This is a genomic window from Pseudomonas sp. PB101, from assembly GCF_009764265.1.
Taxonomy (GTDB): Bacteria; Pseudomonadota; Gammaproteobacteria; order Pseudomonadales; family Pseudomonadaceae; genus Aquipseudomonas.
The window spans coordinates 1-13,432 of sequence record NZ_RWIR01000065.1; the positions used below are offsets into that span (position 1 = coordinate 1).

Annotated in this window: 13 protein-coding genes and 1 pseudogene; 8 read left to right on the forward strand and 6 right to left on the reverse strand. The window is 62.4% G+C overall.

Translation table 11 applies throughout. From position 1 onward, the window contains the following. Nucleotides 1-189 precede the first annotated feature (189 nt). Nucleotides 190-1,071: a LysR substrate-binding domain-containing protein gene (locus EI969_RS19580; protein ID WP_160389243.1), complete on the reverse strand. Its 882-nt coding sequence runs from the start codon at nt 1,069-1,071 to the stop codon at nt 190-192. A 159-nt stretch (nt 1,072-1,230) separates the two neighbouring features. Here EI969_RS19580 and EI969_RS19585 point away from each other — a divergent pair, with 159 nt between their 5' ends. The 6 genes from EI969_RS19585 (at nt 1,231) to EI969_RS19610 (ending at nt 8,746) form a co-directional block, all read left to right on the forward strand. Next, a complete protein-coding gene (locus EI969_RS19585; RefSeq protein ID WP_160389244.1) occupies nt 1,231-2,868 on the forward strand; it encodes a 5-guanidino-2-oxopentanoate decarboxylase in 1,638 nt (545 codons plus the stop codon). Further along, nucleotides 2,865-4,313: an aldehyde dehydrogenase family protein gene (locus EI969_RS19590; RefSeq protein WP_160389245.1), complete on the forward strand. Its 1,449-nt coding sequence runs from the start codon at nt 2,865-2,867 to the stop codon at nt 4,311-4,313. The genes EI969_RS19585 and EI969_RS19590 overlap by 4 nt, the downstream gene beginning before the upstream one ends. A gap of 310 nt (nt 4,314-4,623) precedes the next feature. Then, nucleotides 4,624-5,727, forward strand: coding sequence for an extracellular solute-binding protein (locus EI969_RS19595; protein WP_160389246.1), 1,104 nt, complete (start codon nt 4,624-4,626; stop codon nt 5,725-5,727). A gap of 191 nt (nt 5,728-5,918) precedes the next feature. Next, complete coding sequence (locus tag EI969_RS19600; RefSeq protein ID WP_160389247.1) at nt 5,919-6,827, forward strand: ABC transporter permease; 909 nt, start codon at nt 5,919-5,921, stop codon at nt 6,825-6,827. Continuing rightward, entirely contained in the window at nt 6,824-7,672 is an 849-nt protein-coding gene (locus EI969_RS19605; RefSeq protein WP_150719244.1) for an ABC transporter permease, read from the forward strand. Before EI969_RS19600 ends, EI969_RS19605 begins: the two co-directional genes overlap by 4 nt. Before the next feature lie 18 nt (nt 7,673-7,690). Next, nucleotides 7,691-8,746 carry an ABC transporter ATP-binding protein gene (locus tag EI969_RS19610; protein WP_160389248.1) on the forward strand — a complete coding sequence of 352 codons (1,056 nt, stop codon included), beginning with the start codon at nt 7,691-7,693 and terminating at the stop codon, nt 8,744-8,746. A 132-nt stretch (nt 8,747-8,878) separates the two neighbouring features. On the opposite strand, the gene EI969_RS19615 is transcribed toward EI969_RS19610, so the two are convergent. Next, nucleotides 8,879-9,808, reverse strand: coding sequence for an AraC family transcriptional regulator (locus EI969_RS19615; RefSeq protein WP_160389249.1), 930 nt, complete (start codon nt 9,806-9,808; stop codon nt 8,879-8,881). Nucleotides 9,809-10,147: 339 nt separating this feature from the next. Here EI969_RS19615 and EI969_RS19620 point away from each other — a divergent pair, with 339 nt between their 5' ends. After that, nucleotides 10,148-10,501, forward strand: coding sequence for a putative quinol monooxygenase (locus tag EI969_RS19620; RefSeq protein ID WP_160389250.1), 354 nt, complete (start codon nt 10,148-10,150; stop codon nt 10,499-10,501). Nucleotides 10,502-10,542: 41 nt separating this feature from the next. Beyond that, complete coding sequence (locus EI969_RS19625) at nt 10,543-10,773, forward strand: hypothetical protein (RefSeq protein WP_160389251.1); 231 nt, start codon at nt 10,543-10,545, stop codon at nt 10,771-10,773. Here the strand turns inward: EI969_RS19625 and EI969_RS19630 are convergent, their stop codons facing one another. The 4 genes and pseudogenes from EI969_RS19630 to EI969_RS19640 all read right to left on the reverse strand — a co-directional run bounded on the left by EI969_RS19630 (nt 10,774) and on the right by EI969_RS19640 (nt 13,328). Then, nucleotides 10,774-11,403, reverse strand: coding sequence for a flavin reductase family protein (locus EI969_RS19630; RefSeq protein WP_160389252.1), 630 nt, complete (start codon nt 11,401-11,403; stop codon nt 10,774-10,776). It abuts the gene before it with no gap. Between the two features lie 46 nt (nt 11,404-11,449). Continuing rightward, nucleotides 11,450-11,557 (reverse strand): annotated as a pseudogene (locus EI969_RS30630) (outer membrane lipoprotein carrier protein LolA); the annotation flags it as partial. A gap of 36 nt (nt 11,558-11,593) precedes the next feature. After that, entirely contained in the window at nt 11,594-11,785 is a 192-nt protein-coding gene (locus EI969_RS19635; protein WP_160389253.1) for a hypothetical protein, read from the reverse strand. A gap of 223 nt (nt 11,786-12,008) precedes the next feature. After that, nucleotides 12,009-13,328: an MFS transporter gene (locus EI969_RS19640; RefSeq protein WP_160389254.1), complete on the reverse strand. Its 1,320-nt coding sequence runs from the start codon at nt 13,326-13,328 to the stop codon at nt 12,009-12,011. Between the last annotated feature and the right edge of the window lie 104 nt (nt 13,329-13,432).

Below are 13,432 nucleotides of genomic sequence, written 5' to 3' on the forward strand. Positions count from 1 at the left end.
TTGGCCAGAAGCCGAAGACGGCTTCCACGAATAGGCCTAATACATAGATGCAACGGGGCAGCGGTTTTTCAAAAGCGGGTAGACAGTGGGGGCGAGTCCATACATAGGAGCTGGCTTGCCAGCGATGACGGCATGCCCGACACACCGCATCGCCTGATTCGCCAGCAAGCCGGCTCCTACAAGGGCTTTTCAGCGGCTCTGCGCTTGCTCCACCAACCACCCCATCAACTCACGCAACTTCGGCGAAGGCCCGGGTTTTCCGGGGAAAACCAGGTAATACGCCAGCCCTGTTTGCACCTTCAAATCAAAGGGCATGACCAGCCGCCCGGCATCCAGGTCATCGCCGATCAACGACCAGTCGCCAATCGCCACGCCCGTGCCCTGGGACGCCATCGACATCGCCAGGTCCAGTGTTTCGAAATGCTGGCCCTTGCCGACATTGGTCAAATTCACGTCAGCGGCCTTCAACCAGGCTTTCCAGTCCCGCTCGTCGCGGGTCGGGTGCAGCAGCAGGTGTTGTTGCAGATCGGCAGGCGCCTGCAGGGGCGTGGGGCCTTCGAGCATCGGCCTGGAACACACCGGCGTGAGTTGCTCGTCGAAGAGTTTTTGCGACATCAATGAATTGTCCGGCGGTGCGCCGTACATCACCGCCGCATCGAACTGCTCGAGATGAAAATCCACACCGTGCTTGACCGTGGTGGTCAGTTCCACCGGTACATCCGGGCGTTCCCTTTGCCATTGCAACAGGCGCGGCAGCAACCAGCGCATGACGCAGGTCGGGGCCTTGAGCTGCAGGGTTTCGCGCTTCTCGCCGATCTGCTCCACCGCCTCGTCGATCAGGCCGAAAATCTGCTGCACCCGTGGCAGCCACTCCCGTCCTTCGGCTGTCAGGTCCAGGCCCCGGGCCAGGCGAATGAACAGCTCATAACCCAGATGATCTTCCAGCCCGGCAATCTGCCGGCTGACCGCGCCCTGGGTGATGTGCAGTTGCTCGGCGGCCCGTGTGAAATTGCAGCACTGCGCGGTAATCAGGAATGTGTGCAGCGCCGGCAGGGGAGGCAGTCGTTTCATTGGGATCCAAGGTATGACGTAAGGACATGGCTAGTATGACTTTTTATCCATTGTTGCGGCTACCTGTCGCCCGTTCCAATGAGGCCATTCCCGGGCCTGCCAATCCATCATAAACACAGCGCATGCCCGGCGTCTCAAACGAACAAGAAGGGCAAAGACATGGCGACGTGCGGCGAAGTATTGGTCAAGTTACTCGAAAACTACGGTGTCGAGCAGGTGTTCGGCATTCCGGGCGTGCATACCGTGGAGCTGTATCGCGGGTTGGCCCGTTCGAGCATCAACCACGTCACGCCGCGCCATGAACAGGGCGCCGGCTTCATGGCCGACGGCTATGCCCGCACCAGCGGCAAGCCGGGTGTGTGCTTCATCATCACCGGCCCTGGCATGACCAACATCACCACGGCCATGGGCCAGGCCTACGCCGATTCGATCCCGATGCTGGTGATCTCCAGCGTGCAATCGCGCAGCCAGTTGGGCGGCGGTCGCGGCAAGCTGCATGAGCTGCCGAACCAGGGCGCGCTGTGTGCCGGTGTGGCTGCGTTCTCCCACACCCTGATGTCGGCGGCGCAATTGCCGGGCGTGCTGGCCCGCGCCTTTGCGCTGTTCCAGGCCGGCCGTCCGCGTCCGGTGCACATCGAAATTCCATTGGACGTATTGGTCGAAGACGCCGACGACCTGCTCAGCAGCCTGCCGGTCAACATCGACCGCGCCGGTGCCTCGCCGAGTGCCGTGTCGCGCATGACCGACCTGCTGGCCGGCGCCAAGCGTCCGCTGATTCTCGCCGGTGGCGGTGCCATCGACGCCGCGGTCGAGCTGACTCAGCTGGCCGAACTGCTGGATGCGCCGGTTGCGCTGACCATCAATGCCAAGGGCATGCTTGCCTCCGGTCACCCGCTGCTGATCGGTTCGACCCAAAGCCTGGTCGCCACCCGTGCGCTGGTCGCCGAGGCCGATGTGATCCTGGCCATCGGTACCGAACTGGCCGAGACCGACTACGACGTGACCTTCGCCGGGGGCTTCGAGATTCCGGGCCAACTGCTGCGCGTCGACATCGACCCGGACCAGACCGTGCGCAACTACCCACCGCATGTCGCGTTGGTGGCCGACTCGCGCAACGCCGCCCAGGCCTTGCTCAGCGCCTTGTCGCACAAAGCCCTGGCCGAGCGCCGCAACGATTGGGGCCAGGTACGCGCCGCTCGTCTGCGTGAAGACCTGGCCGCCACCTGGGACGCTCCGACCCTGGCGCAGACCCGTTTCCTGGAAACCGTGCTGCACGAACTGCCGGACGCTGTGTTCGTCGGCGATTCGACCCAGCCGGTGTACACCGGCAACCTGACGTTCAACCCGGAGCGCCCGCGTCGCTGGTTCAACTCGTCCACCGGTTACGGCACCCTCGGTTACGCCTTGCCGGCGGCGATTGGCGCCTGGCTCGGCGGCAGCACTGAAAACGGTCAGCGCCCGCCAGTGGTGTGCCTGATCGGTGACGGCGGCCTGCAATTCACTTTGCCGGAACTGGCCAGCGCCGTTGAAGCGCGCACCCCGGTGATCGTGCTGCTGTGGAATAACCAGGGCTACGAAGAGATCAAGAAATACATGGTCAACCGCGCCATCGAGCCGGTCGGCGTGGACATCTACACCCCGGACTTCATCGGTGTGGCCAAGGCATTGGGTTGCGCGGCCGAAGCCGTCAGCAATGTCGAGCAACTGCGCGGCGCATTGCGCGTGGCCAACGATCGCCAGGGCCCGACCCTGATTGAAATCGATCAGGCCGAGTGGATGCAGGCGGTGTCGAAATGACCTTCCCGACTACCCTGGATGGCCTGTACATCAACGGCCAATGGTCGGCCGGCAACGAACACCTGCGGGTGATCAACCCGGCGACCGAAGCCCTGTTGACCACGGTCAATGGCGGCGACGAGCGCGCTGTTGATCAAGCGGTGAGCGCGGCGACCCAGGCGTTCGCCGACTGGTCGAAAACCACCGGTGCCGAGCGCGCTGTAATCCTGCGCAAAATCGCCGAAGGCGTGCAGGCCAACCGTGAAAAACTGATGCACCTGCAGTCGAGCAACAACGGCAAGCCGCAGTTCGAAGCCGCGATCGACGTCGATGACGTGATCGCCACGTTCGAGTACTACGCCGGTCTGGCCGAAGGCCTGGACGCGAAGCAGGACAGCGCCATCGAGCTGCCGACCGACGACTTCAGTGCGCGCCTGCGCCGTGAGCCGTGCGGTGTGGTCGGCCTGATCGTGCCGTGGAACTTCCCGATGGTCACCACCGCGTGGAAGCTTGCACCGGCCCTGGCCGCCGGTTGCTGCGTGGTGCTCAAGCCTTCGGAAGTGACGCCGCTGCCGGAGCTGGAACTGGCGGCGATCATCGCCCAGACCGGGTTGCCTGCGGGTGTGTTCAACCTGGTGTGCGGCACCGGCCTGGCCGTTGGCGCGCCGCTGTCGGCTGACCCGCGTATCGCCAAAATTTCCTTCACCGGCAGCAACGCGGTTGGCGTACAGGTCATGCAACGCGCGGCGGAAACCGTCAAAGGCGTGAGCCTGGAACTGGGCGGCAAGTCGTCGTTGCTGGTGCTGGCCGATGCCGATCTCGACCTGGCGGTGGAGGTGGCGTGCGGCGGTGGTTTCTTCAACGCCGGTCAGATGTGTTCCGCCACCAGCCGGGTGCTGGTCGCCGATGAGCTGGCCGATGAGTTCCTCACCCGGGTGAAGGCCCGTGCCGAAGCGATTCGCGTGGCCGACCCGTTCGACCCGGATGTGGAAATGGGCGCCCTGGTCAATCAGGCGCAATACCAGCGCGTGCTGGGTCACATCGATCGCGGTTTGAGCGCCGGCGCCAGGCTGGTGTGCGGTGGCAATCGTCCCGCCGACTTGCCGCGCGGATATTTTATGCAGCCGACGGTATTCACCGAAGTGCCCCTCGACAGTGCGCTGTGGTGTGAGGAGATTTTCGGGCCGGTGATCTGCGTGCGCAGTTTCGCCTCTGAAGCCGAAGCGATTGCCCTGGCCAACGACAGTCAGTTTGGCCTGGTCGCCAGTGTGGTCACGCGCAACGCACAGACCGCCGACCGCGTCGCCAACGCCTTGCAGGCGGGGCTGGTGTGGATCAACGCGCCGCAGGTGATCTTCCCGCAGACCGCGTGGGGCGGCTACAAGCAGAGCAGCATCGGCCGCGAACTGGGGCCGTGGGGCTTGCAGGCTTTCCAGGAAATCAAACACGTGATCCGGGCCGTCTGACACCTCTCTCCTGTAGGAGCGAGCCGGCTCCGGGCGGCGCTCCGACGATGGACGTGAACGATGACGCGGGGAGTCAGATAGCCCGCGTCGTTCATGCACCTTTCGCGAGCAGGCTCGCTCCTACAGGAGGCATGCGCTGATGTCATGGCTTCAATGAGTTTTTATCGATAGTCAGGGGTTTTACACGACCTCAGGATGAACTCACTGGTTCAACCAAGCCCCCGGAACAAAGGGGGATAACGCTGATCCGGATGCGCGGATACAACAGTTTCGACCTGCCTCATACCTACAAAAACAAAGGGAGTCCGTAATGGGCGAGCATGATCTGAACAGACGTCAATTCATCAAGACCGTGGGCGTAGCCTCGGTGGCAGCAGCGGCGATGAGCATGCCGTTCATCAAGGCCAATGCCAGCGATACACGGTTTGCCGGCAAGACCCTGCGTTTGCTGACCTGGTCCGATGACACCGGCCTGGCTGCACTGCGCAACATCGCCGCGACTTTCGAGGACAAGTACGGCTGCAAGGTCATCGCCGACCGCACCGGCAGCACCTCGGAAATGGTCGCCAAGCTCAAGGCCGGCGGTGATCGTCCGCAATACGACATCATCACCCTGGCAGGCGTCGGCGCCGAAGGTCTGGCCGCGGCCGACCTGCTGGAAAAGCCCGACCTCAACCGCATTCCCAACCTGGTCGATGTACCGGAAAAATACCGCACCGGCGCCAATGGCCACGGTATCGGTTACCTGCTGTGGTGCAACAGCCTGGTCTACAGCACCCGCACCCAGAAAGAAGCCCCGACCAGCTACGCCTCCCTGTGGGATGCCGACGCAGCGCCGAACATCTTCCTGCCGCCGCCGAACTGGACCGAGGCCATGGACCTGATCATCATCGCCGCCAAACTGGCCGGTGGTGACGAACACAACATCGAACCTGGCTTCAAGAAGCTCGCCGAGCTGAAGGATCGTGTGGTGACCCTGGGGGAAAACCCGAACCAGATCGCCGAGCTGTTCCGCACCGGTTCCCTGGACATGGGCGGCCTGTACGCACCCGCCTTCTTCCCGAAACAGATCCGCGATCCGGCCTACGGCCTGGGCGCCACGTTCGGCATGAAGGAAGGTTTCTACACCGACCTGATGCTGTCGGTGATGCCGAAGAACCGTCCGGGCGATACCGACATGGCCTATGCCTTCATCAACCACTCCCTGGACCCGCTGGTGCAGGGCAAGATGGCTGAAGACATCTACAACGGCCCGGTCAACGCCAAGGCGATCATCTCCGCCGAAGCGCGCAAGAGCCCGTACATCCTCACGCCGGAGCAGATCGCCGAGAAGGCGATCATGCACGACAACGCCTTCCTGGCCAGCGTGCATGACCAATGGATTCGTCGTTACACGGAAATTTTTTCTTCCTGATCGAGTGACGTACGCAACTCTTTAGAACACCGCAAAACACTGTGGGAGCGGGCTTGCCCGCGATGACGGCCTTCCTGTCGACAATGATGTGGCTGACAGATCGCTATCGCGGGCAAGCCCGCTCCCACAGGGTTGGTGGTGACTTTGAGGATTGTGTTCGTCAGCTGCTTTCCATTGACGAGACCTTTGCTATGGAACACCAACCTCTTACCCATCCGGTGAGTGCCGCCCCCGTGCGCGTTGCCCGGGGTGTTTCACCCACGGCGCGCGCCTGGCTTTTCCTCTCGCCGTCGATGCTGTTTCTCGGCGTGCTGATCGCCGCGAGCCTCCTGGTCCTGCGCATGAGCGTGGGCACCAAGGGCGCGGAATGGTCCGGGTTCAGCCTGGCCAGCTACGCCCAGTTGCTGGAACCCTATTACCTCAAGTCGCTGATGCTGACCTTGCGCCTGGCGCTGATCAGCGCGGTGATCGCCGTGATCCTGGCGATCCCGGTGGCCTACACCATGTCGCGCCTGACCTCGCCGTTCGTGCGACGGATCTTCCTGGCGGCGGTGCTGCTGCCGTTGCTGGTCAACCTGCTGCTGCAAAGCTACGGCTGGCTGGTGATCCTCGGCCCCGGCGGCATGCTCAACCAGACCCTGATGGGCCTGGGCCTGATCAAGCGGCCGATCATGCTGTTGTACAACCAGAACGGCGTGTTGATGGGCCTGGTGCAGACCGCTTTCCCGCTGGCCGTGTTGCCGATCGCCAGCGCCATGCGCGGCGTCGCCCGCAGCTACGAAGAAGCTGCGGCGACCCTCGGCGCCAGTCGCTTTCAGGTGTTCCGCCAGGTGGTGCTGCCGATGAGTCTGCCGGGGATCATTACCGGTGCGACCCTGGTGTTCGCCTACAACGCCAGCAGTTTCGTGGTGCCGTTGCTGCTCGGTGGCCGGCGCGTGCCGATGCTGGCGGTGATGGTGCATGACCAGATCGCCCCGCTGATGAACTGGCCCGCCGCATCCGCTGCCGGTGTGGTGCTGATTGTCACTACGCTGGCGATCATGACCCTGTCCGAATACATCACCGGCCGTCGCCGGCGCATGCTGGAGGCTTCCCAATGAGCACCCTGACCAAGAAGCGTTATGGGCTGTTGCCTGGCGAAACCGGCAAGTTTGCCGGTATCCTCTCGGGCTTCATCCTGCTGCTGGCGGTGTTGCCGATCCTGACCATGATCGTGATGTCGTTCAGCGGCGCGTCGAACCTCGACTTCCCGCCGAGCAGCTACAGCCTGCAATGGTACAAGGCCGCGTGGAACACCTTCGTCTCGCCGGATTCCAGCGACGTGCTGAGCCTCGGCCAGGCCATGACCACCAGCCTGATGGTGTCGTGCCTGACCATGGTTTTCGCCACGATCATCGCGGTGCCGGCGGCCTACGCCCTGACCCGTTGCGAGTTCCGCGGCAAGGCCGTGGCGCTGCAACTGATGTCGTTGCCGCTGGTGTTCCCGATGGTGGTATTGGGCCTGGCATTGCTGCTGGTGTTCGACAGCCTGCCGTTCCACATGACCACCTCGCGCCTGGTGATTGCCCACGTGATCCTGGCGCTGCCCTTCGTGGTGAAGAACTGCACGGCGGCGATGCTCTCCATCGGCACTGAAGTCGAAGAGGCTGCGCAGATGCTCGGCGCTTCGCCGATGCGGGCGATTGTCGACGTGGTGGTGCCGTTGATGAAGTCGGGGATCCTGGCGGGCATGCTGCTGGCGTTCATCGTCTCGTTCAACGAATTCACCGTGACTTACTTCCTCTACACCATCGATGTGATGACCGTGCCGATCTGGATGTACAGCCGCACCGTGTCTTCGCTCGACCCAACCGTATTTTCGTTTGCCGTGCTGATCGTGCTGATCGACTTCGTCCTGATCTGGGCGCTGGAGAAGCTGGTCGGTGAAGGTGGCGTTTCGTTCTGATTTCTTGAGGTGCTTCTTATGTCTGGTCTGATTCTGGAAAACGTCGAGAAACATTACGGCTCGGCCTGCGCGGTAAAGGATGTGAACCTGCATTTGCCCGAGGGCAAACTGGTGTGTTTCCTCGGCCCGTCGGGCTGCGGCAAGACCACGCTGCTGCGCATGATTGCCGGCCTTGAAACCCTGAGCGGCGGCGAGATCCGCCTGGATGGCGAAGACATCGGCCACACCCCGGCGCACCTGCGCAACTTCGGCATGGTGTTCCAGTCCCTGGCGCTGTTCCCGCACATGACCGTGGGCGAGAACATCGCCTATCCGCTGAAACTGCGCGGGGTCAGCAAGGCTGATCAGCAGGCGCGGGTGGTGGAACTGCTGGAACTGATCCAGCTGCAGCCGATGATCAACCGCCCGGTGGCCAAGCTCTCCGGCGGTCAGCGCCAGCGCGTGGCGATTGCCCGGGCGATTGCCAATCACCCGAAAATCCTCCTGCTCGACGAACCGCTGTCGGCGCTGGACGCCAAGCTGCGCGAGTCGATGCAGGTGGAAATCCGCCAACTGCAACAACGCCTGAACATCACCACCATCATGGTCACCCACGACCAGCGCGAGGCCATGACCATGGCCGATATCGTCGTCGTATTGGGTGAGCACAAAGTGCAGCAGGTCGGCACGCCGATCGAGATCTACCGGCACCCGGCCAACGAGTTCGTCGCGGATTTCATCGGCTCGGGCAACATCTTCCCGGCCACGGCGCTGGGCGACGGCAAGGTCAGCCTGCCAGGCGGCGATGCGCTGCAAGTGCCGATCTGCAGCAGCATTGTGGTCGGTGAGAAAGTGAAGATGCTGATCCGCCCGGAAGACCTGCAGCTGTCGGCGCCCCAGGCGACGGCGGGCAACCGCTTGCTGGGCAAGGTGACGTTCGTGCGTGATATCGGCGCGACCATCGAGACCACGGTGGAGTGTTCCGGGGTGTCGTTTACCGCGCTGAGCACGCCGTGCCAGAGTTTTGGCCTGAGCGTCGGGCATCCGGTGTCGGTGACCTTGCCGGCGCAGGCGTGCCGAGTTTTGGGAGCTTGATCCGGATTTGATGTTGGCCTCTCTGGCCTCATCGCTGGCAAGCCAGCTCCCACAGGTTCTGTGAACGCCACAGATCACTGGAGGAGCTGGCTTGCCAGCGATAGCGCCATCGGCAACACCACAACCTGCGGATCAGACCGACAAGCGCAACCGCGCCAAATCCCGCAACGGCGGTGCCCCGAACAACCGGCTGTACTCCCGGCTGAACTGCGAAGGGCTTTCATACCCGACCCGATACCCCGCCGCCGAAGCCTCCAGCCCTTCGGCCAGCATCAACCGCCGCGCTTCCTGCAGGCGCAACTGCTTCTGATACTGCAACGGGCTCATCGCCGTCATCGCCTTGAAGCGGTGATGCAGGGTCGACACGCTCAAATTCACTTCCCTGGCCAGATCATCGATGCGCAACGGCTGTTCAAAATTGCCGTTGAGCCATTTGATCGCCTGGCTGATGCGATGGCTCTGACTGTTGGCGATGGCGATTTCGTACAGCCGATGCCCCTGCTTGCTGCGCAACAGGCGATAGAGAATCTCCCGGCGGATCAGCGGCGCGAGCATGGCGATGTCTTTCGGGGTGTCCAGCAAACGCGCCAGGCGCAGCACGGCATCGAGCATCGCGGTGTCGAGTTTTTCGACATACAGCCCGCGCCCGGTCTGCCGGGTGGGCACGCCGAGGGGGCCGGCATCGGCGATCAGCGCGGTGATTTCCGTCGGGTCGATGTCCAGGCGCAAGGCCAGGATCGGCTCCTCGGCCGAGACGTCCACCACCCGTCCACTCAGCGGCATCGAGACCGAGACCACCAGGTAGTTCAACGGGTCGTAGTTGAAGTGCTCGTTGGCCAGCTGAACCTCTTTGCGCCCCTGGGCCATGATGCACAGCGCCGGTTGCGCGAGCACCGGAGCGAACTCGTGGGACTGGCTGTGGCGAGACATGAACAGCGAGCCGATGGCCGTGGCATAACTGCCATCTTCGGTGGTGTTGCGGCGGATGATCGCCGCCAGTTCCGCGCGCTGCTTTTCCATGTCGGTGTCCAGCGGGGCTTGAAAGTGATCGAACGACGACATGCGCGGCATCCTCGGCTAGGCATGGAGGGAATGGAGCAGAGCATATGTTTGTGCAAGTGAGAGCGGTAGACACATCCTGCCGGATGCTTGCCTGATTCTGCCCGGAGACGACCGGCGGTGTTAACACTAGAGCCTTGTGCCGCAAGAACTTGCTTGAAACTCGTAGGGCAGAACCGTGACAGGGTTTTACAGCTTGTTACAGGCCTTCCACAGAGTTTCGCAGGATTGTGCAACGCGCCGGCAGGAATCGACTAACGAGGCAGGCGTCGCGACCCTTAACCTTTGATCCTGTCGCAGCCCGTCCCCCGGCTGCCACGCGACTCCCCGGGAGGGTTGAACATGTCCAAGCAAATCCCCGTCAGTCATATGGCCTTCGTCCGAGCGCGCGCCGGGCGCTCGGCGGAACTCGGTGTGCGTCTGAGCGCCCTGATCGACCCGTCCCGCGCAGCGCCAGGCTGCCTGAGCTTTGCCTTGCAGCATTCGCAATGCGATCCGCAGTTGTGGCTGGTGTCCGGTTTCTGGAGCAATCAACAAGCCATGACCGCGTACTTCAGCACCCCGGCGATGGAGGTTTTTGCCGAGTTGGTCCAGGAACTGGTTGTCGACAGCCTGGACTTCCACACCTTCAAGGAGGTGTCGGCGGCGCAGGCCCTCGGTCAGTCAGGTGCGGCGGTACACAAACTGGCCGGTTGAGGGTTTAATGACGGCATTCTCAACCAGCCAGGACTCGCGACATGGCACGTAAAGCCTTTGATCACTTCGAAGCTGTATCCGCTGTAGTACCGGGCGAGGGCGGTTACCACGCCGCTATCGCCGTCAAAGCGCTGGGCGGCGCCGGCGCCCCGCGTTTTCACAAAGTGCTGGAAGGCCAGGTCTTCAAGACCGCCCATGACGCCGATCTGGCAGCGGCCAAGGAGCTGACCCACCTCAAGGACGTCAAGGAAGACGCCGACCTGCTCTGGTAATCACTTCTTCGCCCCTGGGCGGTACATCTTGAACAAGGCCTCAGGCCCCAGCTGGAAGTAATCCGCCGGCCCGCCGCCGCGCAGAATCGGTTCTGCCGCGGCGGTGTCGTATACCCCGTCCTTCAACAGCCATTTGGCGATATGCACGGCGACCACTTCGCCGAGGATCAGCCAGCTGGGCACCACATTGCCGTCCGCCCGCTGCAACTGAATGATCTGCGTGACCTTGCACTCGAAGGACACCGGGCTTTGTGCCACCCGTGGCACCTGAATGACCCTGGAGGCAACGGTGGTCAGGCCGGCCAGTTCGAACTCGTTGACCTCGGGCCCGACCATGGCGCAGCTCTGGTTCATCTGCTCGGCCAGCGGCCGGGTGGCCAGGTTCCAGGCGAATTCGCCGGTTTGCTCGATGTTGTTCAGGCTGTCTTTGCGCCCGACACTGGAAAACCCGATGATCGGCGGAATGTAGTTGAAGGCATTGAAAAAGCTGTAGGGCGCCAGGTTCAAGCGGCCTTCGGCATCCTGCGAAGAGATCCAGCCGATGGGGCGCGGGCCGACGATGGCGTTGAACGGATCGTGGGGCAGGCCGTGGCCGTTGGCGGGTTCGTAGAAGTGGATGTCGTCGGGCATGGAAATTTCCAGAGCTTGCGGGGAGACGTGCATGGTGCAAGCACGCGCCGCGGATTTCCAGTCGGATGACGATCACTGTAGGAGCGAGCTTGCTCGCGAAAAACCTGAGAGCGCTGCGGGGCACCTGCCAACCAACGTTATCGTTGACGACCATCGCGAGCGAGCTCGCTCCTACAGGTTACCTTCCAGATCAGCCGATAGCTTCAGCGCTACCGGTTTTATCAAAACCGTCAGAGGCATAGGTGCCGGACTGGCTGTGTTCGATGGCGGCACTGGCGCCGGAACCGAACGAGGCCGAACCGGTTTTGTCGTAGCCGTCGGCCGCAAAGGCATTGGCAGCCAGCACGGAGAGAGTCAGGGCAAGGATCAATCGGATTTTCATGACAGGTACTCCAGGTACGTGCGCGATGGGTACGTTCAGGGACTCCTTCGAGGCCCGTAACGGATATACGTGCGTCCTGTCGATCTGGATGCACTCAGCAAAAGGCTGCTGCCGGTGCATTAACCGATGATTATCTTGCTGGAGGGGGAGACGAATGGCGCCCTTCGCGAATTCAATCGCGAAGGGCCTTGGCGCTCACCGTTGCAGTGAGCGTCGGTGGCGATCAGTCAGTGACGATCCGCGAATGCTTGCGGGTGTCTTTCATGGTGACGTACACCAGCAACGACACGGCAATGCACGCGGTCACGTACCAGTAGTAACCGGTTTCCATGCCGATGCTCTTGAACCACAGCGCGATGTATTCGGCGGTGCCGCCGAAGATCGAGACGGTCAGCGCGTACGGCAGGCCTACGCCCAGGGCGCGGATTTCGGTGGGGAACAGTTCGGCTTTGACCACGGCGTTGATCGAGGTGTAGCCGCTGACGATGATCAGCGCCGCCATGATCAGGAAGAACGCGCCCCACCAGGTCGTGATGGTGTGCAGGGTGGTGAGGATCGGCACGGTGAACAGCGTCCCGAGAACGCCGAAGGCGATCAGGATCGGCCGGCGACCGATTTTATCCGACAGCCCGCCGACGATCGGTTGCAGGCACATGAACAGGAACAGCGTGGCGGCGGAAATGGTGGTGGAGTCGGAAATGCTCATGCCGACGGTGTTCACCAGGTATTTCTGCATGTAGGTGGTGTAGGTGTAGAACGCCAGGGTACCGCCCATGGTCAGGCCGACCACGGTCAGCAGTTCCTTGGGGTGACGCATCAAGGTGCGCATCGCGCTTTCCTTGGCTTTTTCCTTCTTGGTGAACGACTCGGTCTCTTCCATGCCGCGACGCAGGTACAGCGCGACCACGGCACACAGCGCGCCGATGGCGAACGGAATGCGCCAGCCCCAGGCGTACAGCTCCTCGGTGGTCAGGAAGTTCTGCAGGACAATCAACACCGCCAGGGCGATGAGCTGACCGGAAATCAACGTCACATACTGGAAGCTGGAGTAGAAGCCGCGACGCTCCTTGGTGGCCATCTCGCTGAGATAAGTGGCGGAGGTGCCGTATTCGCCGCCCACCGACAGGCCTTGCAGCAAGCGTGCGAACACCAGCAGGATCGGCGCACCGATGCCGATGACTTCATAACCCGGGCTCAGGGCGATCAGCAGCGAGCCGAAGCACATCAGGTACACCGAGGCCATCAGGGCCTTTTTGCGCCCGACCTTGTCGGCATACAGGCCCATCAGCCAGCCACCGATCGGACGCATCAGGAAGCCCACGGCGAAGATCGCGGCGGTGTTGAGCAGTTGGGCGGTTGTGTCGCCCTTGGGGAAGAAGGTCTTGGCGAAGTACAGGGAGAAGGCGGCGTAGACGTACCAGTCGTACCACTCGACCATGTTGCCGACGGAACCGCTGAAGATCGATTTGATCCGACTGGAAGTGGTTCTTTCCTTGGCCGGCACGGCAGCCGACCCAAGCGGCAGGGAGTTGGAGTTATCCATTGAAGGATCCTTCATTTAATTGTTTTTGTGGAGCGCGATGAAACGCAGCCTGACTGGGCTATAGCAGGAGCTGTGCCAACGGGGAGAGGGCCGGTTTAGAGGGG

What these genes read in the sequence shown, in the direction of transcription:
- EI969_RS19580 (WP_160389243.1), bottom strand. Translation starts at nt 1,071, where the DNA reads ATGAAACGACTGCCTCCCCTGCCGGCGCTGCACACATTCCTGATTACC.
- EI969_RS19585 (WP_160389244.1), top strand. Translation starts at nt 1,231, where the DNA reads ATGGCGACGTGCGGCGAAGTATTGGTCAAGTTACTCGAAAACTACGGT.
- EI969_RS19590 (WP_160389245.1), top strand. Translation starts at nt 2,865, where the DNA reads ATGACCTTCCCGACTACCCTGGATGGCCTGTACATCAACGGCCAATGG.
- EI969_RS19595 (WP_160389246.1), top strand. Translation starts at nt 4,624, where the DNA reads ATGGGCGAGCATGATCTGAACAGACGTCAATTCATCAAGACCGTGGGC.
- EI969_RS19600 (WP_160389247.1), top strand. Translation starts at nt 5,919, where the DNA reads ATGGAACACCAACCTCTTACCCATCCGGTGAGTGCCGCCCCCGTGCGC.
- EI969_RS19605 (WP_150719244.1), top strand. Translation starts at nt 6,824, where the DNA reads ATGAGCACCCTGACCAAGAAGCGTTATGGGCTGTTGCCTGGCGAAACC.
- EI969_RS19610 (WP_160389248.1), top strand. Translation starts at nt 7,691, where the DNA reads ATGTCTGGTCTGATTCTGGAAAACGTCGAGAAACATTACGGCTCGGCC.
- EI969_RS19615 (WP_160389249.1), bottom strand. Translation starts at nt 9,808, where the DNA reads ATGTCGTCGTTCGATCACTTTCAAGCCCCGCTGGACACCGACATGGAA.
- EI969_RS19620 (WP_160389250.1), top strand. Translation starts at nt 10,148, where the DNA reads ATGTCCAAGCAAATCCCCGTCAGTCATATGGCCTTCGTCCGAGCGCGC.
- EI969_RS19625 (WP_160389251.1), top strand. Translation starts at nt 10,543, where the DNA reads ATGGCACGTAAAGCCTTTGATCACTTCGAAGCTGTATCCGCTGTAGTA.
- EI969_RS19630 (WP_160389252.1), bottom strand. Translation starts at nt 11,403, where the DNA reads ATGCCCGACGACATCCACTTCTACGAACCCGCCAACGGCCACGGCCTG.
- EI969_RS19635 (WP_160389253.1), bottom strand. Translation starts at nt 11,785, where the DNA reads ATGAAAATCCGATTGATCCTTGCCCTGACTCTCTCCGTGCTGGCTGCC.
- EI969_RS19640 (WP_160389254.1), bottom strand. Translation starts at nt 13,328, where the DNA reads ATGGATAACTCCAACTCCCTGCCGCTTGGGTCGGCTGCCGTGCCGGCC.